Genomic DNA, 23,297 nt, shown 5'->3' with positions numbered 1-23,297 from the left:
CCCCTCACTTCGACAGACGGTCCAGGATGCGCGGTCCGAGGTCGGTGACGTCGCCCGCGCCCATGGTGAGAACAAGATCGCCGGCCTTCGCCATTCCCGCGACCGCGTCGGGCACCTCGGCCTTGTCGTGGACGGCCGTCACGTCGGCGTCCGCCGCCCGCGCGGCGGCGATGATCAGCTCGCTGGTGACACCGGGGACCGGGTCCTCGCGGGCCGGGTAGATGTCGAGGACGACGGAGGCGTCCGCGAGGGCCAGCGCCTGGCCCATCTCCTTGCCCAGCTCCTGGGTGCGGGAGAACAGGTGCGGCTGGAAGACGACCAGGATCCGGCCGTCGCCCGCGGCCGCGCGCATCGCCTCCAGGTCGGCGGTCATCTCGGTCGGGTGGTGGGCGTAGGAGTCGACGACCTGGACGCCGGCGGCCTCGCCCTTGAGCTGAAGGCGGCGCTTGACACCGGTGTACGCGGCCAGCGCGGAGGCGAGCTCGGCGGCCGGGACGCCCAGGGCGGCGCCCGCGGCCAGCGCGGCGACGGCGTTGTGCGCGTAGTGGCGGCCGGGCACGGAGACGGCGAAGGTGAGCTCGGCGCCGTCCAGCAGGACGGTGACCTCGCTCTTGAGACCCTGCGGAACGACCGACAGGATCCGTACGTCGGCGTCCTCGGACTCGCCGTACGTCACCGTCCGCACCGCACCGGACACACGCCGGGTCAGTTCCCGCGCGCCCGGGTGGTCGGCGGCGATCACCAGGGTGCCGCCGGGGACGATCCGGTCCACGAAGGTCTCGAAGGACTCGTAGATCTCGTCCATCGAGGCGTAGTTGGCATGGTGGTCGAGCTCGACGTTGAGAACGATGGCGACCTCGGGCGCGTACTTGTGGAAGCTGCGGTCCGACTCGTCCGCCTCGGCGACGAAGATCTCGCCGTCGCCGTGCAGCGCGTTGGAGCCGGGGGCGTCCAGGTCGCCGCCGATGGCGTACGACGGCCGCAGGCCCAGCTCGCCGAGGGACACGGCGAGCATCGAGGTGGTCGTCGTCTTTCCGTGGGTGCCGGCGACCGCGATCGGGCGCAGGCCCTCCATCAGGGCGGCCAGCGCGTCGGAGCGGTGGACGACCGGGATGCCCAGCTCGGCCGCGCGGGCCAGCTCCGGGTTGTCCTCGCGGATCGCCGAGGAGACGACGACGCAGCTGGCGTCGTCGGCGAGGTGCCCGGCCGCGTGCCCGATGTGCACGGTGGCGCCCAGCGCGCGCAGTGCCTGCGCGGTCGCCGACTCCTTGGCGTCGCTGCCCGCCACCTTGGCCCCGCGCTGGGCGAGGATCTTCGCGATGCCCGACATCCCGGCGCCGCCGATGCCGATGAAGTGCGGTCGGTCCATGGCGGTAGGAAGGCCGGGTGCCATGCGCTTTTCTCCCCAGGTGGTGCGGCTGCGGTACGACGGTGCGAGCGCCCCCGTGCGGGGGCGCCGCCCAAGCCTATGCCTTGCTGTGGGAGAAGAGCTTCAGGACCGGTACGCCCACCTTGTGGCGGGCCCGGGAGGCCCAGTCGCGGTGGAAGAACTCCTCCACGTAGTGCGGGTCGGTCAGGACGATCACCTCGTCGGCGTCGACCTCGGCGACCAGGGACTTCAGGGCGTCCAGCGGGTGGTCCTCGACGAGCCGGCCGTCGGCCCGGCTGCCCGCCGCGCGCAGCGCGAGGAGGGACACGTCCAGGGCCTGCTCCCCGGCGCCCTTCGCGGCCGCGCCCTCCGGGGTCTCGCCCTCGCGCGCCGCCTCGTCGAGTTCGCCGAGCGCGATGTCGTCGATGGCCCGCAGCAACCGGTCCGCCTGATCCCCGCGCGGCTGGAGCAGCACGTGGAAGAACACCGGCTCCTCGCCGTGCAAGGTGGTGACGAACTCCACGTCGGCGGACGTCAGGGCCTTCTCGATCATCAATACGCTTGTGAACACCAGGCGCCCTTTCTCCTCCGAGGGTCCCTGGACCCTCCGTCTCCCTCCACGGGCCGTAGCAGCCCCTGCGGAAACCATCCTGCCCCGTGATCGCACGGGTATCGCGGGATTTGGCGCACCCGGCGCACACGGATCGGAACAATTGATTCCGCTGGCCCGGAGCGCGAGCCCCCGGGCAGCCGGACGGCGGGGCTCCGGTCAGGGGCGGCGGTACCTGCCGAACAGGAAGCCGTCGTCCTCCAGCAGGGAGGCCAGGGTGAAGCGTTGCGGGACCGCGACGGAGGGGCCGCTCGCGATGCGCTGGGCGTCACCGGCGGTGAGCATCGGGGAGAGCGTGAGGCACATTTCGTCGAGGACGCCGGACGCCACCATCTGACCGAGCAGGCGGGGGCCGCCCTCGGTGAGCAGGCGGGTGTGACCGAGTTCGGCCAGCGCCCGCACGGCGCGGGCGGGGTCGACGCCGGCGCCGTCACCGGCGATCACCACCCGGGCGCCCGCCTTCTCCGCGGCCGCGATCCGTTCCGGGGCCGCCGCCGCGCCCGTGAGGACCAGCGTGGGCACCAGCGGCGAGGTGAACAGCGGCAGCGAGAAGTCCAGCTCCAGGCTCGCCGTGACGACCGCGATCGCCGGAGCCGGGCCCTGCCCGGCCGCCTCTCGCAGCGCCGCGAACTCCGCCCGGGCCCGGGCCGGGCGGTACCCCTCCTGGCGTACCGTCTCCGCGCCGACCACCACCACGTCGGCCAGTGCCCGCAGGGTGCCGAAGATCCGCATGTCGGCGGCGCTGGAGATGGGCTGCGAACGTCCCTCGTGCTGGGCGGCCCCGTCGAGGGTGGCGACCATGTTGGCGCGCAGCCACGGCTCCCGCCCCGCCACCCCGCGCTCGGGGTAGGCGTACGCGGCGGCCAGCTCGGCGAAGGTCCACTCCCGGTCCACGAGGGCGCCGGGCGCGCTCGTACCACCGGCCCCGTGCGCCCCCTCCGGGGTCTGGGCTGCTGTTTCGTCGGTCACAGGGAACAGGCGTCGCATGACGTGCAGTGTTCCACGCCGCTTACCATGGGGAACCGTGTCGTCCTCCACAACCGCCTCCGGGCTCAGCTCCCTGACCGCCGCGGCCCCGCTGTCCCTGTGCGCGCGCGAGCCGCACGTCCCCGCGGACCGGCTGGTCGCCGAGATGGTGCCGCCGCCGCGCTTCGACTCGGTGCGCTTCGCGACGTACATCCCGGACCCGAAGCAGCCCAGCCAGACCGAGGCCGTCGGGGTGCTGGACGACTTCGCCGCCGGACTCGGCGTGGCGGCCGCGGCCGGTTCCGGCAGGCGCGGCCTGTTCGGCTTCGGCAGGAGCAGGACCGACGACAAGGGCAGGACGAAGGGCAAGGGCAGGGCCGCCGGTGCCGGGCCCCGCGGTGTGTACCTCGACGGCGGTTACGGCGTCGGCAAGACCCACCTGCTGGCCTCCCTGTGGCACGCCACCCCGGCCGAGCCCGCCCGCAAGGCGTTCGGCACCTTCGTGGAGCTGACCAACCTAGTGGGCGCCCTCGGCTTCCAGAAGACCGTCGAGACCCTCTCCGGCCACCGCCTCCTGTGCATCGACGAGTTCGAACTGGACGACCCGGGCGACACCGTTCTGGTGTCCACCCTGCTCGGCAGGCTGGTCGACGCGGGCGTCGCGCTCGCCGCCACCTCCAACACGCTGCCGGGCAAGCTCGGCGAGGGCCGCTTCGCCGCCACGGACTTCCTGCGCGAGATCCAGGGCCTGTCCGCGCACTTCCGCGCGCTGCGCATCGACGGCGAGGACTACCGCCACCGCGGCCTGCCCGAGGCGCCGGCGCCGTACTCCGACGAACAGGTGACGAAGGCGGCGTACGCCACCGAGAACGCCTCGCTCGACGACTTCCCGCACCTGCTGGACCACCTCGCCAAGGTGCACCCCAGCCGTTACGGCGCCCTGACCGACGGGTTGGCGGCCGTGTGCCTCACCGACGTGCGGCCGGTGCCGGACCAGTCGACGGCGCTGCGGCTCGTGGTGCTCGCGGACCGGCTCTACGACCGCGAGGTGCCCGTGCTGGCCTCCGGGCTGCCCTTCGACCGGCTGTTCAGCGAGGAGATGCTGAACGGCGGCTACCGCAAGAAGTACTTCCGCGCGATATCCCGCCTGACCGCCCTCGCCCGGGACGCCAAGGGGCTCGTCGAGACGCACTGACGCGACAGCGCCCCGGCGGACGGCTCCCCGGGGTCTACCGTGTCCCCTGGCCAGTTCTTGATCGTTGGCCGGTCCGCGCCGGAGACACGGAGTCACCCCATGCAGCCCCTGATCCACAACGCCCGTACGTTCGGACGGCGCCCCGAGGACTTCGCCCGGCTCGCCGAGGGCCAGTCCCCCGAGGTCCTGTTCATCACCTGCTCCGACTCCCGGGTCGTGCCGGCCCTGATCACCGGCGCCCGGCCCGGTGAGCTGTTCGAGTTGCGCACCGCGGGCAACATCGTGCCGCCGTACGCCTCGGCACGGCCCACCGCCGAGGCGGCCACCATCGAGTACGCGGTGGAGGTGCTGGGCGTCGGCGACATCGTCGTCTGCGGCCACTCCCACTGCGGTGCGGTCGGCGCCCTCGTGCGCGGGGACGACCTCGACGCCGTGCCCGCCGTACGGGACTGGCTGGCCCACGCGACACCCCGGCCCACCGGAGCCGTCGAGGACCCCGCCGTCGCCGAGGGCGTCCAGAGCCACGCCCTGACCCAGCTGCTGCGGCTGCGCTCGTACCCGTGCGTCGAGAAGCGGCTCGCGGACGGGCGGCTCACCCTGCACGCCTGGTACTACGAGGTGCACACCGGCGCGGTGCTGGCGCACTGCCCGCGGACGGACGCCTTCACGGCCCTGTGACGGGCCTGTGAGCCGGGGCCGTCCGGCGACTCGACCATGACCTCGGAGCGGGCATATCGTTGAAGCGGCGCATAACGCGCATATCGGCGACCGGTCGAGGAGTCCTCGTCATGGTGCAGGAACTGGTGACCGCCGTGATCAGCGCGGGCTGCGTGGGGTTCGTGTACCTCGCCGCGGCGATGCGGGTCGTCAAGCAGTACGAGCGCGGGGTGGTGTTCCGCCTCGGGCGGCAGAACGGCGAGCCGCGGCCGCCGGGCCTGGCCATGATCATCCCGTTCGTGGACCGGCTCTACAAGGTCAACATGCAGATCGTCACGCTGCCGATCCCGGCCCAGGAGGGCATCACCCGGGACAACGTGACGGTACGCGTGGACGCGGTCGTCTACTTCAAGGTCGTCGACGCCTCCAGCGCGCTCATCCGGGTGGAGGACTACAAGTTCGCGGTCTCGCAGATGGCGCAGACATCCCTGCGCTCGATCATCGGCAAGAGCGACCTGGACGACCTGCTGTCCAACCGCGAGAAGCTCAACCAGGGGCTGGAGCTGATGATCGACAGCCCGGCCGTCGGGTGGGGCGTGCAGATCGACCGCGTGGAGATCAAGGACGTCTCCCTGCCGGACACGATGAAGCGGTCCATGGCCCGGCAGGCGGAGGCCGACCGGGACCGGCGCGCCCGCATCATCAACGCGGACGCGGAGTTCCAGGCGTCCAAGAAGCTGGCCGAGGCCGCCCAGCAGATGGCGGACACGCCCGCCGCGCTGCAACTGCGGCTGCTCCAGACGGTGACGGCGGTCGCCGCCGAGAAGAACTCCACCCTGGTCCTGCCCTTCCCGGTCGAGCTGCTGCGCTTCCTGGAGAAGGCCCAGCGGGAGCCGGAGCCGGAGCCGCACCGGAGCCTGGACCGCAGCGCCGCACCGGCGGCTCCCGGCCCGCCCGAACAGCTGCCGGAGGGTGCGGGGGCAGCCGCGGATCCCGGCGACCCCGCCCCCGAGGAGGCACCGATCACGCCCGTGCGGAGCACCGCCGACGCGGTCACCCCCGACCCGGACGGCAGCGCGGCCCGCACCAGGAGCTAGCTATAGCTAGGGTCTTTCGTTTGGATCAGGCCGGATCAGGGACCCCGCGAGCCCGGCACGATCCAAACGAGAGGCCCTAGGTGCCGCGGCAGGCGACGTCTGCCCCTGAAGGAGCGGCGTCCGACGCGTCAGGAATGCCGGGCGTCGCGACGGGGCGAACGCTGTCCGTCGCGGCACTGGCTTGCCTCCGGCCCATCCCCTGTCCCCGTACCCCACCCGTCCCCCGGTCGGCCCCGCGCGGTGGCGGCGCCGTGGGGCCGTCGTTAGCGTGCGAGGCATGCGCAGCCGGTTCGTGGGGGTTGTCCTGATCGCGACGCTGGGGGGCGTCGCGGGGTGCGGTGGCGGCGGGGGCTCGAGGGCCGCCACGCCGAGCGACTCCGGCACCGCCTCACTCGGTGCCGCGGGTCGGATCACCGTGTCGAGTCCGGCGTTCACCGACGGCGGCACCGTTCCCGGCCGCTACACGTGCACCGGGTCGGACGTCTCGCCGCCGCTGGCGTTCTCCGGGGTTCCCGCGGGCACGGCGGCGCTGGCCCTGCTGGTCGAGGACCGGGACGCCCCGGGAGGCACGTTCACGCACTGGCTGGTCTGGAACATGGACCCGCGCACCACGAGCCTGCCGACGGGCGCGACCCCGCCGGGAGCCGCCCAGGGGCGCAACGACTTCTCGAAGACGGGCTACAGCGGCCCCTGCCCGCCCCCGGGCAAACCCCACCGCTACGTCTTCACGGTGTACGCCGCCGACCGCCGCCTCGCCCTGAGACCCGACGCCACGGCCGCCGACGTCCGACGCGCGCTGAGCGGCCACACCCTCTCCACCGGTACCCTGACCGCCCGCTACGGCCGCTGAGCCGGGACCGCGGCGCCCGGCCACCGGCCGGGTGACCGGACCGCCGTGCCGCCGTTCTCGTGACCGGAGAAGGTCATATGTTCATCGTGTGATCACACTTGTACGACGCATCACCGCCGTCTGCGCTCTCAGCGCCGCCCTGGCCGCCTGCGGCGGCGGCACCGAGGCGTCCCGCACCGGTATGACGGCCCCCGCCACGTCCGCGTCGGCCTCCCCCTCCGCTCCGCCCAGGCCCTCGCCCTCCCGGCCTCCGGCCCTCACCCCGGGACCCGGCGGTCTGACCCCCGTCTTCAGCCACGGCCCCCGCACCAAGGGGAAGACGGTCGCCCTCACCTTCGACGCCGACATGACCGCCGACGAGGGACCGCGCGCGGCGGCGGGCGAGCACTTCGACAACCCGGAACTCATCGCCACCCTGCGCGCCCTGAAGGCGCCGGCCACGGTGTTCATGACGGGCCGCTGGGCCGAGCAGTACCCCGACCAGGCCCGCTCCATCGGCAGCGACCCCCTGTTCGAGCTCGCCAACCACTCCTACAGCCACTACGCGTTCACCGCGAACTGCTACGGCCTGCCCAGAGTGCCCGCCCATCGGATGCGGTCGGACGTGGAGGGCGCGTACGAGGCGTTCCGCAAGGCGGGCGTGCCGCACGCGATGCCGTACTTCCGCTTCCCCGGCGGCTGCTACGACCAGCAGTCCCTGCGGGCGCTCAGCGGTCTCGGCGTCACCGCGGTGCAGTGGGACGTGGTGAGCGGAGACGCGTTCGCGACGAACGCGGACGCCGTGGTCCGGCAGGTCCTGGACGGGGTCAGGCCGGGCTCGGTCGTGGTCATGCACTGCACCCGCAGCGCCGCCCCCACCACCGAGCGCGTGGTGCGCGCCGTCGTACCGGAGCTGCGCAAGAGGGGCTACCGCCTGGTGAAGGTCTCCGAACTGATCGGCGCCTCGGCCGACCGCGCCTGACGGACCGGCCGGCTCTCGGGGAATCGTCCGCGGGCCGGCGCGCTCCGGCGGCCGGTCACCCGGCTGGCAGACTGGACGCCGTGAGCACCGACGAGAGCACCACCGCCACCGCCCCGCAGGACAGCCCGTTCCGGTCCGAGCCCGGCGCACGCGACCAGGCACGGCAGTTCGTGCTGCCGCTGGTGGTGCGGATCGAGCGGGCCGCTCCCCCGGCCCGTACGGACGCCCTGGAGACCGCGGCCCGAGCAGTCCTGATGCTGCTCGCCGACGAGCGCTCGGCCGGTGACGGGGAGTGGGCGCGGGCCGTGCGGGACTGGCAGGACGCCCGGATCCGCAAGGTGGTGCGGCGGGCGCGCGGCGCCGAGTGGCGGCGGGCCGAGGCCCTCCCCGGCATCACCGTGACCGGGGGGACCGCGCAGGTGCGGATCTTTCCGCCGGTGCCGCTGGACGGCTGGCCCAAGGACCTGGCGAGGCTTCAGGTCTCCGGCACCGAGCTGGACGACCCGGAGCCGCCCGCCGCGCCGGATCCGGCCGTCCCGGTGCTGTGGATGAGCCCCGGCCTGGAGATGTCGGCGGGCAAGGCGATGGCCCAGGCGGGTCACGGCGCCCAACTCGCCTGGTGGGAACTGTCCGAGGAGCAGCGCACGGCCTGGCGGGACGCGGGCTTCCCGCTCACCGTCCGCACCGCAGGCCCCGCCCACTGGCGGGACCTCACCTCCGGCGGACTGCCGGTGGTGCGCGACGCCGGCTTCACGGAGATCGCCCCCGGCTCCTGCACGGTCGTCGCCGACCACCCCGCGCTGCGGCCGGGCCTGATCTAGGGTCTCTCGTTTGGATCATGCCGGGCTCGCGGGGTCTGGCACCGTTCCCCCAAGCTCTTCGAGCAGGGGGTACCCCCAGCCGCGTTGTCGTCGGTTGGCAGGGCTCCGCCCTGCTGCCCTCCTCCGCCTTGCGATGCACGGCACCAGACCCCGCTCCCTGATCCGGCCTGATCCAAACGAAAGACCCTGGTGCCGCGACCGTGATGGTTCACCGGCTCGCGACGCCGCCCGGCAAACCCTCCGGTCGCAGAACTGGCTCGCAGAACTGGCTCCCCCGGCGGACTTAGCTCAAATGTTGCTCTGAAGGTGCGGGCGGCGGGGTTCGGGTCCCGGCGCCCGGGCCATACCCCGGTCACGTGCGCCGTGTGGAGGCGGACAAGAGGGGGGCGAGAGCACGATGGAGCGGCTGGGGACGGGGATCGGGTGGCGGCCGGAGATCGCGGACGCCGTGGAGGAGATGCCGGGCGTCGACTGGGTCGAGGCCGTCGCCGAGAACGTGTGTCCCACACACCTTCCCGAGTCACTGCTGCGCCTGCGCCGCCGCGGGGTGACCGTGGTGCCGCACGGGGTCTCGCTCGGCCTCGGCGGGGCCGACCGGCCGGACGAGGGACGGCTGACCGCCCTCGCCGAGCGGGCGCAGGCGCTCGGCTCGCCGCTGGTGACCGAGCACATCGCGTTCGTGCGCGCGGGCGGCGTACTGACCGCCTCCCCGCGGCTGGAAGCCGGGCACCTGCTGCCCGTGCCGCGCACCCGCGACGCCCTCGACGTGCTGTGCGAGAACGTCCGGATCGCGCAGGAGGCGCTGCCCGTGCCGCTCGCCGTGGAGAACATCGCCGCGCTGCTGGCCTGGCCGGACGAGGAGCTGACGGAGGGCCAGTTCCTCTACGAGCTGGCCGACCGCACGGGTGTGAGGCTGCTGATCGACGTCGCCAATCTGCACACCAACCACGTCAACCGGGGAGAGGACCCGGCCCGGGCGCTGGCCGAACTCCCCCTCGAAGCCCTCGCGTACGTCCATGTGGCGGGCGGCCTCGAACGCGACGGTGTCTGGCACGACAGCCACGCACACCCGGTGCCGCGGCCGGTCCTCGACATCCTGACCGACCTCGCCTCACGCGTCGCCCCGCCGGGGGTCCTGCTGGAGCGCGACGAGAATTTCCCCGAACCGGCTGAGTTGGAGCGGGAGTTGGCGGCCATCGGAACAGCGGTGGAGTCGGGGCGTACGACGGCCCGGCGGGCGGCCGACCCCGCCCCGGCCCCCACTCCAACCCCCGGTCCCGGCCCTGCCCCTGACCCTGACCCTGACCCTGACCCTGACCCCATTCTCGACCCCGACCCCGACCCCGACCCCGCCACCGCCACCGCCACCGCCACCGCCACCGCCACCGGCCAGGCGCCGGACGCCGGCGGCCGCGGTGCGCCCGGACCGGATCCGCGGGCGGCCGGCGGCACCGGGCCCGCCCGGCAGCGGCTCGCCCTCGCACAGACCTCGCTGCTGTCGGCACTCGTCGCCGGGACGCCCGCGCCGGAGGGGTTCGACCGGGTGCGCATCGGCGTGCAGGCGCGGTCGCTGGCCGCGAAGCGGGCGGACGTCGTGGCCAAGGTGGCTCCCGAACTGCCGGTGCTGCTCGGCGAGGGGTACCGGACCGCGTTCCTCGCGTACGCGCAGAGGCACCCGATGACCGGGGGCTACCGGCAGGACGCCCTGGACTTCACGGAGTCCCTGCTGCTCGCCGGCGGGCCCCGGAACCTGGGCATCCGGCGGGAGCTGCGGGAGTGGTGGCTGGACCGCTCGGGGCCGGCGCCGCGGTCGCGCCGACCGGCGGTACGGGTGGCCCGCGCGGCCCAGCGGGTGCTGCTGCGCCGCTGAGCCCGGCCACGACGCCCTGACCTCGGAAAACAAACGGAACGTCACATACCGGCAACACTCTGTCCGGATGGCGAACAAGGCATGGCGTTTCCCAGGCCTCTGGCATAGAAACGCGTCATGTTCTGGGTCCTTCTCCTGCTCCTGGCCTGGGCCTTCGCGGGCGCGGCGTGCCTGCGGCTGTGCCTGGCCGCGGTACGCGCCGCGGCCGTCGACGTGGACGCGGGCCGGGGCCGCGATCTGACGCTCTATGAGGCGGCGTTCCTCTCGGGCGGACCGGCGCGGGTCGCCGATCTGACCCTGGTCTCCATGGCGCGCCAGCGCCGGCTGCTGCTCGCGCACACCGGCTGGGCGACGGTCGTGGATCCCCGCGGGCGGGACGAGATGGAGCGCTCCGTCATAGGGGCGATCGGCCCGGAGGGACAGTCCCGGATCGCGCCGGTGCGCGCGGCCGCGGCCACCGCGGACGCGGTGCGCGGCCTCGCCGACCGGCTCGTCAGCGCCGGTCTCGCCGTGCCGGACGGGGACGGGTCCACGATCGCGGCCGGGGTCCGCCGGGTGCGGACGGCCACGCTGGCCGTGCTCGCCCTGGGCGCGACCGCGCTGCTGCTGCCCGGCCCGACCGGGATGCCCCGCGAGCTGATCGCCCTGTGGTTCGCGCTGCCGCTCACGCTCACCCTGAGCTGCCTGGCCATCGCCCGCTTCGAGGTCCACCCGTACTCGCGTTGGGCGTCCCCGGCCGGACAGCGCCTGCTCGGCGCGCTGAACCGGCGGGTGAACGGCGCCGGTGACGAGCGTACGTATCTGGCGTCCGTGGCCGTACACGGCATCAGCGCGATCGGCGAACCGAACCTGCGCGCGGCCTTCGCCCATCGCGACCAGCCCTCGCCCGACCGTCCCTCGCACGGCGGGCCCCCGCACGGCCGGGCCCTCCGGGACGGGTAGCCCGCGACGCGACCGGCCCGGGCCAGGGTCAACGGGCGTACGGGCCAACGGGCGTGGGGGGCGTACGGGCCAACGGGCCAACGGGCCAACGGGCCAACGGGCGTACAGACAGCGGTGCGGGCCGGAGCGCGCGCCCGGCACCAGCGCTCGCGCGGGGCGCGACGGGCGCATCGGCGCCGACACCGGCGGGACGGTGCTTGCCCTCCCCACCGGGGCGACGAAACATCTCTTCTGTCGCTGCCGTGCACCGAAGGGATACGCGATGACCGCTGCCGCCGTCTGGACGGCCGCCGGGTCCCTGGTCCTCACCGCCCTCGCCGGCGCCCCGGCCTCGGGCGCCGCGCGCCTTCCCGGCACCGTGGCGGAACTGCGCGGCACCGCGGCGGAACTGCGCGGCACCGTCGTGGCCGCGGCGCGCGCCCGCGCGGCCGGAATCGACTTCGGCGCGTGCCCGAAGGCGCGGGACCTGCCCGGCACCCTGGAGTGCGGCACGGTCCCGGTGCCCCTCGACTACGCGCACCCCGACGGCAAGCGGATCCGGCTCTCCGTCAGCCGGGTGCGGGCCACCCACACGGACCCGAGCAACAGCAAGCGCAGAGTGCCCCGTCAGGGCGCCCTGGTGTTCAACCCGGGCGGTCCGGGCGCCGACGGCACCTCCTTCCCGCTCATGGGCCTGCTGCCGGAGTGGAAGCGCGTCGCCGCCGCGTACGACCTCGTCGGCTACGCCCCGCGCGGGGTGGGCCGGTCGGCCCCGCTGTCCTGCCAGGACCCGAAGGGCTTCTTCAAAGCGCCCGCACCCGCGCCGACGCACCCCTCACGGGCGTACAAGGAGCGGCGCGTCACCGAGGCCAAGGCGTACGCGGGCGGCTGCGCCCGGCGCGCGGGCCAGGCGCTGCGGCACTACAACTCCCTCAACAACGCCCGTGACCTGGACGTGCTGCGGGCGGCGCTGGGTGAGGACCGGCTGACGTTCGTGGGCGCCTCGTACGGCACCTACTTCGGCGCGCTGTACGCCACGCTGTTCCCCTCGCACGTACGCCGGATGGTCTTCGACGCGGCGGTGAACCCGGCGCCCGACCGGATCTGGTACCGCAACAACCTGGACCAGTCGGCCGCGTTCGAGGCGCGCTGGGCGGACTTCCGGGAGTGGACGGCCCGGCACGACGACGTGTACGCGCTGGGCCGCACGGCCGCGCAGGTGCAGAGGAGCTACGACAGGGCGCGGGCGCGGCTCGCCGCCGAACCGGCGGGCGGCTCGGTGGGGCCGGGGCAGTTGCAGGGCCTGTTCCTGACGGCCGGGTACTACGACGACCACTGGCCGGGCAGCGCCGAGGCCCTGTCGGCGTATCTGAAGGGCGACCCCGAGCCGCTGGTCGCGCTGGCGGCCCCGCACCGGGAGGGGGCCGCCGAGGCGGAGAACGGCAACGCGGTCTACACGGCCGTGGAGTGCAACGACGCTGCCTGGCCGGCGGACTTCGAAGTCTGGGACCGGGACAACACGCGGCTCGCGCGGGTGGCGCCGTTCGAGACCTGGGGCAATGTGTGGGCGAACCTGCCGTGCGCCTACTGGAAGGCACCCCGGCAGCGGCCCCTGGATGTGCGGACCTGGCCGGGTGAGCTGCCGCCGACGCTGATCCTGGCCGCCAAGCGGGACGCGGCCGCGCCGTACGACGGTGCCCTCGAGCTGCGCCGGCGCCTGGCCGGTTCGGTGCTGGTGACCGAGCGGGGCGCGGGCACGCACGGCATCGCGGGCGGGCCGAACGCGTGCGTCAACGCGTATCTGGACGCCTACCTGCTCCAGGGCCGCCTGCCGGTGCGGCAGGCGGCGTGCGCCCCGCGCGCGGAGCCGAGGCCGGACGGCCCGACCTTCCACGAGTCCCGCGCACGCCAACTGCGCGAGGCCCTGAAGAACGCCACCCGCCGGCCCACCGCCACCCGCTGACCGAGCCGGATCCCGGGGCCCGCCCCGGGACCCGGCCGGGTGTCAGGCCAGACCCGCCACCAGCTCGGCGATGTCCTTGCGGCGCCCGGTGAAGAACGGGATCTCCTCGCGGACGTGCCGGCGGGCCTCCGAGGCGCGCAGGTGCCGCATGAGGTCGACGATGCGATGCAGCTCGTCGGCCTCGAAGGCGAGGACCCACTCGTAGTCGCCGAGGGAGAAGGACGCGACCGTGTTGGCCCGCACGTCCGGATAGCCCCGGGCCATCTTGCCGTGGTCGGCGAGCATGCGGCGGCGGTCCTCGTCGGGCAGCAGGTACCAGTCGTAGGAGCGCACGAAGGGATAGACGCTGACGTAGTCGCGCGGCGTCTCGTCGGCGAGGAACGCCGGGATGTGCGAGCGGTTGAACTCGGCGGGACGGTGCAGCGCCATGTTCGACCACACCGGCTCCAGCGCGCGGCCGAGCCTCGTGCGGCGGAAGAGGTTGTACGCCTCCTGGAGCTGGTCGCTGGTCTCGGCGTGCCACCAGATCATGAGGTCGGCGTCGGCGCGCAGGCCCGAGAGGTCGTACGTGCCGCGGATGGTCACGTCCTTGGCGGCGAGCTGGTCGAACAGTTCCTGGACCTCGTCCGCGTAACCCGCGCGGTCCTCGGGAAGCAGGTCCTTCAGCTTGAAGACGGACCACAGCGTGTAGCGGATGACCTCGTTGAGGTCCTTGGCCAGCTTGCCCTTGTTCGGGATCCTGCCGGAGTCGGTGGTAGGAGCGTCGTCACTCATGAGGCTATTCTCCCGCTCCGCCGTGCAGACTCTGCACCGGGTCCGCGGTCAGCTCCCGCACGGCGCGCAGGTCGCCTTCCAGCTGGTCCACGGCCGCGTACGCGCTCGCGACGCACGCGGGGATGCCCACCCCGTCGTACACCGCGCCGCACACCGCCAGACCGGGCAGCTTGCCGATGTGCTCGCGGATGCGGGCCACGCGCGCGTGGTGGCCGACGGGGTACTGGGGCAGGCCGTCGGTCCAGCGGGTGACACGGGTCTCCAGGGGCGCGGCGTCCAGGCCGGTCGCCTCGCGCAGGTCGTGCCGGGAGACCTCGACGAGGTCGGCGTCCTCGCGCTGGAGGATCTCCGTCTCGCCGTACCGCCCCACGGAGGTGCGCAGCACGACCACGTCCGGGTTCTCGTCGGCGATCCAGCCCCACTTCTGGGAGGCGAAGGTGGACGCCTTGATGGTGCGGCCGTCGACGGGCGGCACCAGGAAGCCGCTGCCCTCGGGCAGGGCGGTGCCGGCGCGGCGGTAGGCGAGGGTGATCAGGGCCATGGAGGCGTACTCGACGGCCCGCAGCTCGGCGGCGGCCTCCGGGGACTCGGCGCGCAGCAGCCCGGCGGCGGCGGGCGCGGGCACGGCGACGACCACCGCGTCGGCGTGCAGCACGCGGTCACCGGCGGCCACCCGCCAGGACGTACGGTCCTGCCGGCACAGCTCCGTCACGGGGGTCCCGGTCAGGATCTCACCGCCGCGGGCCCGCACCGACTCCGCGACCGCGAGCGGCAGCCGGCCCACACCGCCCTCGATGCCCATGAACACCGGCCCGGTCTGCTGTGCGGCGGCCGCCGCGTCCTGGATCTCGCGGACCCCTTCCAGCAGCGAGTCGTGGGTCTGCACGGCCCGGAAGAGCTGCGGGACGGCCGAGCGCATCGAGATGCGGTAGGCGTCACCGGCGTAGACCCCGCCGAGCAGGGGCTCGACCAGGCGGTCGACGACCTCGCGGCCCAGGCGTGCGGCCACGTACTCGCCGACCGCCACGTCGTCGCCGACCTCCGTGCGGGGCAGCTCGGCGTCGCGCTCGATGCGGGCCAGGCCCTCCTCGGACAGCACGCCGGCCAGCGCGGAGGCGGTGCCGGGCACGCCCATGACGTGTCCCTTGGGCATGGGCCGCAGGGCGCCGCGGGTCCAGAGGGAGGCGCTCGCCGTGGCGGGCGGCTGGAGGCGGCCGGCGAGTCCCGTCTCGCGCGCAAGGGTCACGGCCTCGGGCCGGCGGGCCAGCATCGACTCGGCGCCCAGGTCGACGCGGACGCCCGCGATCTCGCCCGGCAGCAGCTTGCCGCCGACCCGTTCCGCCGCCTCCAGCACGGTCACCCGCGCCCCGCGCTGCAACAGCCGGTGCGCGGCCGCAAGCCCCGCGATCCCGGCCCCGATCACGACGACATGGCCCGTGCCCGTACCCGTTGCGCTCATGAGCCCACTCTCTCAGACCTCTCCGGCGCTCCTCCCGCGCCCCGGTGTCCGCCCCGAGTCATGAACGTGACCGCATCGGAACCGTTTCCGGCCAACGTCTCGCACCGCCCGGGAGTCGAAGAAGCGTCAGTGGTCACGAGGACCCTCGGGGGTATGCCACATGCGCACACGACGTTCCGTCCGGCCCGCTTCCGCCCTGGCCGGGCTCCTGCTCGCCGCCGCCCTCGCGCTCACCGGGTGCGGCGCGGGCGACAGCGGCGGCGGCAGCACTGCCGACGCCAAGTCCGCCGCGGACGCGGCCGGCGGAGAGGCCCGGAAGGGCGCGCCGGACACCGGCGGCGGCCAGGCCTCCGAGGCGAGGGCCACCACGCCGCCCCGGGTCGCCGCGAGCCACATCATCCGCACCGCCTCGCTCACCGTGCAGGTCAAGGACGTGCCGAAGGCCCTCGACGAGGCCCGCACCACCGTCGAGAACGCCGGGGGCTACATCGGCGACGAGAGCACCAGCCGCGACGAGGACGGCCACGAGCGCACCCGCGTGGTGCTGCGCGTGCCCGCCGACAGGTACGCCGAGGTCCTCGGTGGCCTGGAGGGCACCGGCAAGCTGATCGAGCGCACGGCGAAGGCGCAGGACGTCACCGACCAGGTCGTCGACGTGGACAGCCGCATCAGGTCGCAGCGCGTGAGTGTGGCGCGGGTGCGTGAGCTGATGGACCGGGCGACCCAGCTCAGCGACGTGGTCAGCCTGGAGGGTGAGCTGAGCCGCCGCGAGTCCGACCTGGAGTCGCTGCTGGCCCAGCAGGCGTCGCTGAAGGACCGCACGAGCCTGGCCACCATCACCCTGTCCCTGTCCCGGACACCGGCGCCCGAGCCGGCGGTCGCCAAGGATGATCAGCCCGGGTTCATGGACGCGCTGGCGGGCGGCTGGCACGTGTTCGTCACCGTGCTCCGCTGGATCGCCCTGGCCATCGGTGCGATCCTCCCGTTCGCCGCGGCGGCGGCTCTCCTCGCGGCGCTGTGGCTGCGGGTCGTACGGCCCCGGCTGCCCGGGCGCCCCGCCGAAGCGACGCCCACCATGACCACGCTGGGAGCGGTGCCGGACTCCCGGCGGGCGCCCGCGCCCCCGGCCCAGAAGCCCGGCGGCGAACCGGACCCCCAGGACTGAGACGACCTCAGGACCGGGACGACCCCAGGACCGGGACAACCCCAGGACCGGGACGGCCCGTCCCCGTAGCGTGTTCGCATGGACATGAGCGCTGCGCGGGATGCCCGGGGTACGAAGGAACGCCTTGTCGTGATCGGCGGCGACGCCGCGGGGATGTCCGCGGCGTCGCAGGCACGACGGCTGCGCGGGCCGGACGAGCTGGAGATCGTGGCGTTCGAACGCGGCCACTTCACCTCGTTCTCGGCGTGCGGCATCCCCTACTGGGTGGGCGGCGACGTCGGCGAGCGGGACCTGCTGATCGCCCGTACGCCCGAGGAACACCGCGCGCGGGACATCGACCTGCGGATGCGCACCGAGGTGACGGAGATCGACGTGGCCGCCGGCCGCGTGCGCGCGCGGGACGTGGATTCCGGTACGGAGTCCTGGACGTCGTACGACAAGCTCGTGATCGCGACCGGGGCCCGCCCCGTCCGGCCCGACATGCCCGGCGCCGACGCGCCCGGCGTGCACGGGGTGCAGACCCTCGACGACGGTCAGGCCCTGCTGGACAGCCTGGCACGCGCGCGTGGCCGCCGGGCGGTGGTGATCGGGGCGGGCTACATCGGGGTGGAGATGGCCGAGTCGCTCATCAAGCGCGGCTACGAGGTGACGGTCGTCAACCGCGGCCGGGAGCCGATGTCCACGCTCGACCCCGACATGGGCCGTCTGGTGCACCGGGCCATGTCGGGCCTGGGCATCACCATGGTCGACGACGCCGAGGTGACCAAGGTGCTCACCGACGACGACGGCCGGGTCCGGGCGGTGGCCACCGCGGACGCCGAGTACCCGGCGGACGTGGTCGTGCTGGGCATCGGGGTGCGCCCCGAGACCGCGCTCGCGCGGGCGGCCGGGCTTCCGCTCGGCACACGCGGCGGGCTGCTCACCGACCGGGCGATGCGGGTGCGCGGCCACGAGAACATCTGGGCGGGCGGCGACTGCGTGGAGGTCCTGGACCTGGTCTCCGGACAGCTGCGCCACGTGCCGCTGGGCACTCACGCCAACAAGCACGGCCAGATCATCGGCACCAACGCGGCCGGCGGCTACGCCACCTTCCCGGGTGTGGTCGGCACCGCGGTGAGCAAGGTGTGCGACCTGGAGATCGCGCGCACAGGGCTGCGCGAGAAGGACGCCCGCCGGGTGGGCCTGAAGTTCGAGACGGTCACCATCGAGTCGACCAGCCGCGCGGGCTACTACCCCGGCGCCTCCCCGATGACCGTCAAGATGATCGCCGAACGCCGTACCGGCCGCCTGCTGGGCGTGCAGATCGTCGGCCGTGAGGGCGCGGCGAAGCGGGTCGACATCGCCGCGGTCGCCCTCACGGCCGGCCTGACGGTGGAGCAGATGACGGCCCTGGACCTGGGCTACGCGCCGCCGTTCTCCCCGGTGTGGGATCCGGTGCTGGTGGCGGCCCGGAAGGCCGCGGCGAAGGTCCGCGCCAGCATGGCGTGAGCCCTACGCCGTTCCGTTCAGCCTCGGCAGGGAGGAGACCGAGCCGCTGGACGTCACCGCCGACGCCGTCGCGGCCGGCTGCTCCCCGGCCGGCCGGGCGTGCGTGGCCGTGGTCCGGGTGGAGCGCAGCCGGTGCCCGACTGCCTCGTCCAGCGTCACCGGGCGCTTCATCTGGGATGCCAGCCGGCCGGCCTCCTGGCCGAGCCGGGCGACGTCCTCCCAGGGCAGTCGCACCACCAGGGTGAGCTCGGCCTCGCCGTCGGGCAGCGCGTGCACCGCGGGAGTGACTCGGTCGTTCATTGCCTGTTCCTCACGTCGTCCCCGCGGCCCGCCTTCCCCGGACCGCGGGTGGTTGAGGAGGCATACGTACACGCGGACGGCGGCGTTCACCGGTTCGGCGAGCGCATCTCGGGCAGAACTTCTCCGTGGTCATTCCCGTCCATGACGTGAACCCGGCGCGGCGCACTCCGTGGGTGACGTACGCCCTGATCGCCGCGAACTTCGTCGTGTTCCTGCTCACCCCCGGCATCGCCGGGTCCTTCACGGGCAGCAGCACGCTGGCGCAGTTGTGCCACCTCCAGGCCTTCACGGAGCAGTACGCGCTGGTGCCGAGAGAGTTGATCCACCATCAGTTGCCGTCGCTGGTCCCGACGGGCGTCGTCGGGGTGGGCGTGCACGGCCCGGGCTGCGTGGTGGGGCCGCCCGCCTACGACAAGTCGCCCGTGCTGTCGGTCCTCACGGCGATGTTCCTGCACGGCAGCTGGCTGCACCTGCTGGGCAACATGCTGTTCCTCCTCATCTTCGGCAACAACATCGAGGACCGCATGGGCCATGTGCGGTTCCTGCTGTTCTATGTGGTCTGCGGGTACGCGGCCGCATACGGATTCGCTCTCACGAACTCCCAGTCCGCCACTCCCCTGATCGGCGCCTCGGGAGCCATCGCCGGCGTCCTCGGCGCCTACCTGCTGCTCTACCCGAGGGCACGGGTCTGGGTGCTCGTCCCCTTCCTGATCTTCCTGCCGCTGCGACTGCCGGCCTGGGTGGTCCTGGGCTCCTGGTTCGTGCTCCAGGCGTTCTACTCCTCCGGCCAGGCCGTCGCCGAGGCGGGCACCGTGGCCTACCTGGCCCACGTGGTCGGCTTCATCGTGGGCATGCTGCTCGCCTGGCCCCTCAAGCCGGGTACTCCCCCACCGCCCGAACCGCCCCGCATCCTCTTCGGCCGGCAGACGCGACGGGCCTGGTAGGGCCACACGCCGGAAGCCGGTGCCGTGGCAGGCGACGTTTGGCCTGCGACCGCCTGAGGCGTCAGCTCGTGCCGAGGGGTGCGCCCTCCTCGGCGTCGAGCTGGTGGTCCGCCCAGATGTAGCTTTCGGGAAGCAGGTCCGTGACGGGCACCATCCGGAGGCCATCGTCCGTCCCGACGATGACCTCGAGGGCTGGGAAGTAGTCGAGAAGGACCTGGCGGCAGCGGCCACAAGGGGGCACGACGCCTCGGTCACGGTCACCCACGGCGACGATGGTGTCCAGGTCATAGGCCCCCTGGGCGGCAGCGGTGCCGATGAGGACCAGCTCCGCGCAGGGGCCTCCGGTGAAGTGATAGGCGTTCACCGCGGTGACGATCCGGCCGTCCCTGGCGCGGGCCGCAGCCGCCATGGTGTGGTTGTCACCCCGGCAGCGTGTGGCCGCGACGTGCGCCGCTGCCCGGATCAGTTCGTGGTCGACACGGTCGGTCTGTGTGGTCATCTTCTCCGCTTTCTTGCACGGTCGGGCGACGTCGGCCCTGTCTACGACGGAGCCTGGGCGCCGGTCCTGGACGTGGATTCGACGGTGTCACCCATAACGTGCGACTCGGTGTGTTTAGTACGGGTTCTTACGGTCACGCGCAGGGAAGGGCATGGAGGACCGGCACGACGAAAGGGCAGTCTCATGACGGAGTTCCTTCCCGCCACCACGACGGACTCCGGCGCGCCCGTGGAGAGTGATGAGCACTCTCTCACCCTGGGCCCGGGCGGGCCGGTCCTGCTGCAGGACGCCTACCTGATCGAGCAGATGGCCCAGTTCAACCGGGAGCGGATTCCCGAGCGCCAGCCGCATGCCAAGGGGAGCGGCGCCTTCGGCCACTTCGAGGTGATCGAGGACGTCAGCGCCTACACCATGGCGGCCGTGTTCCAGCCGGGCACCCGCACCGACCTGGTCATTCGCTTCTCGACGGTCGCCGGCGAGCGGGGCAGCCCCGACACCTGGCGTGACCCTCGCGGCTTCGCGGTGAAGTTCTACACCACCGTGGGCAACTACGACATGGTCGGCAACAACACGCCGGTGTTCTTCGTGAAGGACCCGATGAAGTTCCAGCACTTCATCCGCTCCCAGAAGCGCCGCGCGGACAACAACCTGCGCGACCACGACATGCAGTGGGACTTCTGGACGCTCTCGCCGGAGTCCGCGCACCAGGTGACCTGGCTGATGGGAGACCGCGGCATCCCCCGTACCTGGCGCCACATGAACGGCTACACCTCCCACACCTACATGTGGATCAACGCCAGGGGCGAGCGGTTCTGGGTGAAGTACCACTTCAAGACCGACCAGGGGATCGAGTGCTTCACCCAGCACGAGGGCGACCAGATGGCCGCCGTCGACACGGACTACCACATGCGCGATCTCTTCGAGCACATCCGTGACGGCGACTTCCCCAGCTGGACGCTGTACGTGCAGGTCATGCCGTACACGGAGGCCGCGCACTACCGCTTCAACCCGTTCGACCTCACCAAAGTGTGGCCGCACGGTGACTATCCGCTCATACCGGTCGGCCGGATGACCCTGGATCGCAATCCGACCGACAACCACGCGGAGATCGAGCAGGCGGCGTTCCAGCCCAACAACTTCATCCCCGGGATCGGGCCGAGTCCGGACCGCATGCTGCTGGCCCGGCTGTTCTCCTACGCGGACGCCCACCGGCACCGCATCGGCGCCAACTACCAGCAGCTTCCCGTGAACGCGCCCATCGTCGACGTCCACACCTACTCGAAGGACGGGGCGATGGCGTACCGGAAGACGACGGATCCGGTGTACGCCCCGAACTCCAAGGGCGGTCCCGCCGCCGACCCCGCCCGCTTCGGCCCGCCGCCCAGCTGGGCGGCCGACGGCGAGATCATCCGTGCCGCGTACGTCTCCCACGCCGAGGACGACGACTGGGGGCAGCCCGGCACCCTGGTCCGGCAGGTCCTGGACGACGCCGCCCGGGACCGTCTGGTCGACAACGTCGTCGGGCACCTCCTCGACGGGGTCAGCGAGCCGGTCCTGGAGCGGGCCTTCACGTACTGGTCGAACATCGACGAGACGATCGGCAAGCGCATTGCCGACGGCGTGCGGTCCAAGGCCGACGAGAAGGACGCCGGCCAGGGACCTGGCCGGCGCTGATCCCGCTGGGACGACCTCGCCGACGCCGGTGCAGTGTGGTGGGTCGCGATGGGGTCGTGGCCCCTCAAGCCGGGCGCTCCCCCACCGGAGGAGCCGCGCCGCGTCCTCTTCGGACGGCCGACGTGTCGGGCCCGGTAGGGGGCGAGTCGGGGAGCAGCAGGCGGAATGTGCAGCCTTCGCCGGGGCGGGTGTCCAGTTCCAGGCGTCCGTCGTGTCCCTCGGTGATGGCCGCGGCGATGGCGAGGCCGAGGCCGGAACCCGGTTGGGGCCGCGACCCCTGCGGTTCGGCCCGGAAGAAGCGGTCGAAGACACGGGCTGCCTCGTCGGGGTCGAGGCCGGGGCCGTCGTCGGCGACCTCGATGACGCAGACGGGCGTGCCCGGCGCCGGAGGCGGGCCGGCGCCGGTGCGGTCGGGGCGGTCTGTGCCGTAGCCGTGTTGGCCGGCGTGAGCGGCGCCGACCCTGACGCGGACGCAGGTGTCGTCGGGGGTGTGGGTGCAGGTGTTGGAGAGGAGGTTGCCGAGTACCTGGGCGAGTTGGTGGGGATCGCCGGACGTCTCGACGATGTCGAGACCGCGCTCGTGGCCGCCGGGGTGGGTGAGGAGCGGTTCGAGGGTGATGGTGCGCCGCGGGTGGCGGACGGCGGTGGTGGCGATGGCGTCGGCGGCCAGGGAGAGCAGGTCGACGGGCTCGCGGTGCGGAAGGGGGGTGTCGCCGAGTGTGGCGAGGAGGAAGAGGTCGTCGACGAGGCGGCTCATCCGCTCCGCGTTGTGGTTGATCAGGGTGTGGGCTTCGTGCCGTCGCAGGTCGCTCATCCGGGGTTCGTCGAGGAGGAGTTCGGCGAAGCCCTGGATCGCGGTGAGCGGCGTGCGCAGTTCGTGACCGGCGTCCGCCATGAAGCGGCGCAACTGCTGTTCGGAGGTCTCCGTGCGATGCAGCGCGGTGCGCAGGCGGTCGAGCATCGTGTTCAGTGCCAGGCTGAGCCGGCCGACCTCGGTGTCCGGGTCGGTGACGGGAACGCTGAGTTCCAGGGCGCCCTCGGTGATGCGCTGGGCGGTCCGCTCGACGCGGGTGAGGGGGCGCAGGCCGAGGCGGACGGCGACGTTGCCCAGGATGACGACTCCGCCGGCGACACCGATGCCGAGAACGACGCTGAACCAGAGCAGTTTGGTGGTGGCGCCGTCGACGGTGTCCAGGGGAAGGGCGACGACGGCGTGCATGTCGTCGGGCCCCGAGTGGTCGATCACCCGCCACCCGGATCCGGACGAGTCCTCGGACTCGACCGTCCTGGGCTTCTCCGTGTCCAGGTGCAGGTCGGCCGCCTTCTCGGGCAGGCGCGGGCCGGGGCTGTCGCCGTTTCCCAGGGAGGCGCGCAGCAGGTGTCCGTCCTGGCCGTAGAAGTGGACGCGGTAGTCCGAGGGCAGGGCGTCGTTCCCGCCGGGGGGCCGCAGCGCGCCGTCGCCGCCGATGTCGCGGTAGACGTCGGGCGGGGGACGGAAGTGGGTGAGCCGGTCGTCGACCTGGTCGGTGAGCCAGGAACGCACGACGGTCAGCCCGGCGATCTTGCACAGGACGACGGCGGTGGCCTGGTGGGACTGGCCCGCGGAGCACATCACCGAGCATGTGCGGACGATCATGTCGGGCAGCATCGCCGATCTCGAAGCCGTCGCCCCGGACGCCCCGCACAGGTGACGCGCACACGGCGAGGCCCGCGC

The 23,297-nt window shown here is 73.1% G+C and carries 21 protein-coding genes and 1 pseudogene; 14 read left to right on the top strand and 8 right to left on the bottom strand.

What is annotated here, in order from left to right:
- Nucleotides 1–4: 4 nt before the first annotated feature.
- The 3 genes from murC to ACIQMV_RS09635 all read right to left on the bottom strand — a co-directional run bounded on the left by murC (nt 5) and on the right by ACIQMV_RS09635 (nt 2,966).
- Nucleotides 5–1,393: a UDP-N-acetylmuramate--L-alanine ligase gene (gene murC / locus ACIQMV_RS09645; protein ID WP_402592206.1), complete on the bottom strand. Its 1,389-nt coding sequence runs from the start codon at nt 1,391–1,393 to the stop codon at nt 5–7.
- A gap of 73 nt (nt 1,394–1,466) precedes the next feature.
- Entirely contained in the window at nt 1,467–1,940 is a 474-nt protein-coding gene (locus ACIQMV_RS09640) for an indole-3-glycerol phosphate synthase (RefSeq protein WP_172632809.1), read from the bottom strand.
- Between the two features lie 198 nt (nt 1,941–2,138).
- A complete protein-coding gene (locus ACIQMV_RS09635) occupies nt 2,139–2,966 on the bottom strand; it encodes a pyrimidine reductase family protein (RefSeq protein WP_402592205.1) in 828 nt (275 codons plus the stop codon).
- A gap of 37 nt (nt 2,967–3,003) precedes the next feature.
- Here ACIQMV_RS09635 and zapE point away from each other — a divergent pair, with 37 nt between their 5' ends.
- The 9 genes from zapE (at nt 3,004) to ACIQMV_RS09590 (ending at nt 13,280) form a co-directional block, all read left to right on the top strand.
- Complete coding sequence (zapE, locus tag ACIQMV_RS09630) at nt 3,004–4,140, top strand: cell division protein ZapE (RefSeq protein ID WP_402592204.1); 1,137 nt, start codon at nt 3,004–3,006, stop codon at nt 4,138–4,140.
- Between the two features lie 99 nt (nt 4,141–4,239).
- Nucleotides 4,240–4,818 (top strand): carbonic anhydrase, encoded by a 579-nt coding sequence (locus tag ACIQMV_RS09625; RefSeq protein ID WP_225075713.1) that lies wholly within the window; start codon nt 4,240–4,242, stop codon nt 4,816–4,818.
- Nucleotides 4,819–4,928: 110 nt separating this feature from the next.
- Nucleotides 4,929–5,894 carry a slipin family protein gene (locus ACIQMV_RS09620; protein WP_402592203.1) on the top strand — a complete coding sequence of 322 codons (966 nt, stop codon included), beginning with the start codon at nt 4,929–4,931 and terminating at the stop codon, nt 5,892–5,894.
- 277 nt (nt 5,895–6,171) lie between these two features.
- Nucleotides 6,172–6,744, top strand: coding sequence for a YbhB/YbcL family Raf kinase inhibitor-like protein (locus tag ACIQMV_RS09615; RefSeq protein WP_401778939.1), 573 nt, complete (start codon nt 6,172–6,174; stop codon nt 6,742–6,744).
- Nucleotides 6,745–6,832: 88 nt separating this feature from the next.
- Nucleotides 6,833–7,705, top strand: coding sequence for a polysaccharide deacetylase family protein (locus tag ACIQMV_RS09610; protein ID WP_402592202.1), 873 nt, complete (start codon nt 6,833–6,835; stop codon nt 7,703–7,705).
- Nucleotides 7,706–7,776: 71 nt separating this feature from the next.
- The gene (locus ACIQMV_RS09605) at nt 7,777–8,526 is read left to right on the top strand and encodes an aminoacyl-tRNA hydrolase (RefSeq protein WP_402592456.1); all 750 of its coding nucleotides are present in this window, start codon (nt 7,777–7,779) and stop codon (nt 8,524–8,526) included.
- Nucleotides 8,527–8,923: 397 nt separating this feature from the next.
- Complete coding sequence (locus tag ACIQMV_RS09600) at nt 8,924–10,396, top strand: DUF692 domain-containing protein (RefSeq protein WP_402592201.1); 1,473 nt, start codon at nt 8,924–8,926, stop codon at nt 10,394–10,396.
- 117 nt (nt 10,397–10,513) lie between these two features.
- Nucleotides 10,514–11,338: a TIGR04222 domain-containing membrane protein gene (locus tag ACIQMV_RS09595; protein ID WP_402592200.1), complete on the top strand. Its 825-nt coding sequence runs from the start codon at nt 10,514–10,516 to the stop codon at nt 11,336–11,338.
- A 262-nt stretch (nt 11,339–11,600) separates the two neighbouring features.
- The gene (locus tag ACIQMV_RS09590) at nt 11,601–13,280 is read left to right on the top strand and encodes an alpha/beta fold hydrolase (RefSeq protein WP_402592199.1); all 1,680 of its coding nucleotides are present in this window, start codon (nt 11,601–11,603) and stop codon (nt 13,278–13,280) included.
- A gap of 42 nt (nt 13,281–13,322) precedes the next feature.
- On the opposite strand, the gene hemQ is transcribed toward ACIQMV_RS09590, so the two are convergent.
- Together hemQ and hemG are read right to left on the bottom strand one after the other, a co-directional pair.
- Nucleotides 13,323–14,054, bottom strand: a complete 732-nt coding sequence (hemQ, locus tag ACIQMV_RS09585; protein ID WP_141357216.1) for a hydrogen peroxide-dependent heme synthase — start codon at nt 14,052–14,054, stop codon at nt 13,323–13,325.
- A gap of 4 nt (nt 14,055–14,058) precedes the next feature.
- Entirely contained in the window at nt 14,059–15,513 is a 1,455-nt protein-coding gene (hemG, locus tag ACIQMV_RS09580; RefSeq protein WP_402592198.1) for a protoporphyrinogen oxidase, read from the bottom strand.
- 160 nt (nt 15,514–15,673) lie between these two features.
- Between hemG and ACIQMV_RS09575 the strand changes: the two genes are divergently transcribed.
- The gene (locus tag ACIQMV_RS09575) at nt 15,674–16,678 is read left to right on the top strand and encodes a DUF4349 domain-containing protein (RefSeq protein WP_402592197.1); all 1,005 of its coding nucleotides are present in this window, start codon (nt 15,674–15,676) and stop codon (nt 16,676–16,678) included.
- A gap of 78 nt (nt 16,679–16,756) precedes the next feature.
- A complete protein-coding gene (locus ACIQMV_RS09570; protein ID WP_402592196.1) occupies nt 16,757–18,166 on the top strand; it encodes an FAD-dependent oxidoreductase in 1,410 nt (469 codons plus the stop codon).
- A 3-nt stretch (nt 18,167–18,169) separates the two neighbouring features.
- On the opposite strand, the gene ACIQMV_RS09565 is transcribed toward ACIQMV_RS09570, so the two are convergent.
- A complete protein-coding gene (locus ACIQMV_RS09565) occupies nt 18,170–18,466 on the bottom strand; it encodes a hypothetical protein (RefSeq protein ID WP_141357224.1) in 297 nt (98 codons plus the stop codon).
- A 125-nt stretch (nt 18,467–18,591) separates the two neighbouring features.
- On the opposite strand from ACIQMV_RS09565, the gene ACIQMV_RS09560 reads away from it, so the two are divergent.
- Nucleotides 18,592–19,410 (top strand): rhomboid family intramembrane serine protease, encoded by an 819-nt coding sequence (locus tag ACIQMV_RS09560; RefSeq protein WP_402592195.1) that lies wholly within the window; start codon nt 18,592–18,594, stop codon nt 19,408–19,410.
- Nucleotides 19,411–19,471: 61 nt separating this feature from the next.
- Here ACIQMV_RS09560 and ACIQMV_RS09555 read toward each other — a convergent pair whose 3' ends face one another.
- Nucleotides 19,472–19,909 (bottom strand): cytidine deaminase, encoded by a 438-nt coding sequence (locus ACIQMV_RS09555; protein ID WP_141357228.1) that lies wholly within the window; start codon nt 19,907–19,909, stop codon nt 19,472–19,474.
- Nucleotides 19,910–20,092: 183 nt separating this feature from the next.
- On the opposite strand from ACIQMV_RS09555, the gene ACIQMV_RS09550 reads away from it, so the two are divergent.
- On the top strand, nt 20,093–21,583 hold the full coding sequence (locus ACIQMV_RS09550; RefSeq protein WP_402592194.1) for a catalase: 1,491 nt from the start codon (nt 20,093–20,095) through the stop codon (nt 21,581–21,583).
- 64 nt (nt 21,584–21,647) lie between these two features.
- Here the strand turns inward: ACIQMV_RS09550 and ACIQMV_RS09545 are convergent, their stop codons facing one another.
- Nucleotides 21,648–23,195 (bottom strand): sensor histidine kinase, encoded by a 1,548-nt coding sequence (locus ACIQMV_RS09545; RefSeq protein WP_402592193.1) that lies wholly within the window; start codon nt 23,193–23,195, stop codon nt 21,648–21,650.
- Here ACIQMV_RS09545 and ACIQMV_RS09540 point away from each other — a divergent pair.
- Nucleotides 23,152–23,274, top strand: a pseudogene (locus tag ACIQMV_RS09540) (antibiotic acetyltransferase); the annotation flags it as partial. The gene ACIQMV_RS09545 and the pseudogene ACIQMV_RS09540 overlap by 44 nt on opposite strands.
- Nucleotides 23,275–23,297 lie beyond the last annotated feature (23 nt).

It is taken from the genome of Streptomyces sp. NPDC091412 (assembly GCF_044756885.1).
In the GTDB taxonomy this organism is placed as follows: Bacteria; Actinomycetota; Actinomycetes; order Streptomycetales; family Streptomycetaceae; genus Streptomyces.
The sequence above is the reverse complement of the archived record's forward strand: the minus strand, read 5'-3'. Positions and strand labels throughout refer to the sequence as shown.

Bases quoted from the DNA above. Each gene is read 5' to 3' on its own strand.
- murC (WP_402592206.1), bottom strand. From the start codon at position 1,393: ATGGCACCCGGCCTTCCTACCGCCATGGACCGACCGCACTTCATCGGC.
- ACIQMV_RS09635 (WP_402592205.1), bottom strand. From the start codon at position 2,966: ATGCGACGCCTGTTCCCTGTGACCGACGAAACAGCAGCCCAGACCCCG.
- ACIQMV_RS09625 (WP_225075713.1), top strand. From the start codon at position 4,240: ATGCAGCCCCTGATCCACAACGCCCGTACGTTCGGACGGCGCCCCGAG.
- ACIQMV_RS09620 (WP_402592203.1), top strand. From the start codon at position 4,929: ATGGTGCAGGAACTGGTGACCGCCGTGATCAGCGCGGGCTGCGTGGGG.
- ACIQMV_RS09615 (WP_401778939.1), top strand. From the start codon at position 6,172: ATGCGCAGCCGGTTCGTGGGGGTTGTCCTGATCGCGACGCTGGGGGGC.
- ACIQMV_RS09600 (WP_402592201.1), top strand. From the start codon at position 8,924: ATGGAGCGGCTGGGGACGGGGATCGGGTGGCGGCCGGAGATCGCGGAC.
- ACIQMV_RS09595 (WP_402592200.1), top strand. From the start codon at position 10,514: ATGTTCTGGGTCCTTCTCCTGCTCCTGGCCTGGGCCTTCGCGGGCGCG.
- ACIQMV_RS09590 (WP_402592199.1), top strand. From the start codon at position 11,601: ATGACCGCTGCCGCCGTCTGGACGGCCGCCGGGTCCCTGGTCCTCACC.
- hemQ (WP_141357216.1), bottom strand. From the start codon at position 14,054: ATGAGTGACGACGCTCCTACCACCGACTCCGGCAGGATCCCGAACAAG.
- hemG (WP_402592198.1), bottom strand. From the start codon at position 15,513: ATGAGCGCAACGGGTACGGGCACGGGCCATGTCGTCGTGATCGGGGCC.
- ACIQMV_RS09575 (WP_402592197.1), top strand. From the start codon at position 15,674: ATGCGCACACGACGTTCCGTCCGGCCCGCTTCCGCCCTGGCCGGGCTC.
- ACIQMV_RS09570 (WP_402592196.1), top strand. From the start codon at position 16,757: ATGGACATGAGCGCTGCGCGGGATGCCCGGGGTACGAAGGAACGCCTT.
- ACIQMV_RS09565 (WP_141357224.1), bottom strand. From the start codon at position 18,466: ATGAACGACCGAGTCACTCCCGCGGTGCACGCGCTGCCCGACGGCGAG.
- ACIQMV_RS09555 (WP_141357228.1), bottom strand. From the start codon at position 19,909: ATGACCACACAGACCGACCGTGTCGACCACGAACTGATCCGGGCAGCG.
- ACIQMV_RS09550 (WP_402592194.1), top strand. From the start codon at position 20,093: ATGACGGAGTTCCTTCCCGCCACCACGACGGACTCCGGCGCGCCCGTG.
- ACIQMV_RS09545 (WP_402592193.1), bottom strand. From the start codon at position 23,195: ATGTGCTCCGCGGGCCAGTCCCACCAGGCCACCGCCGTCGTCCTGTGC.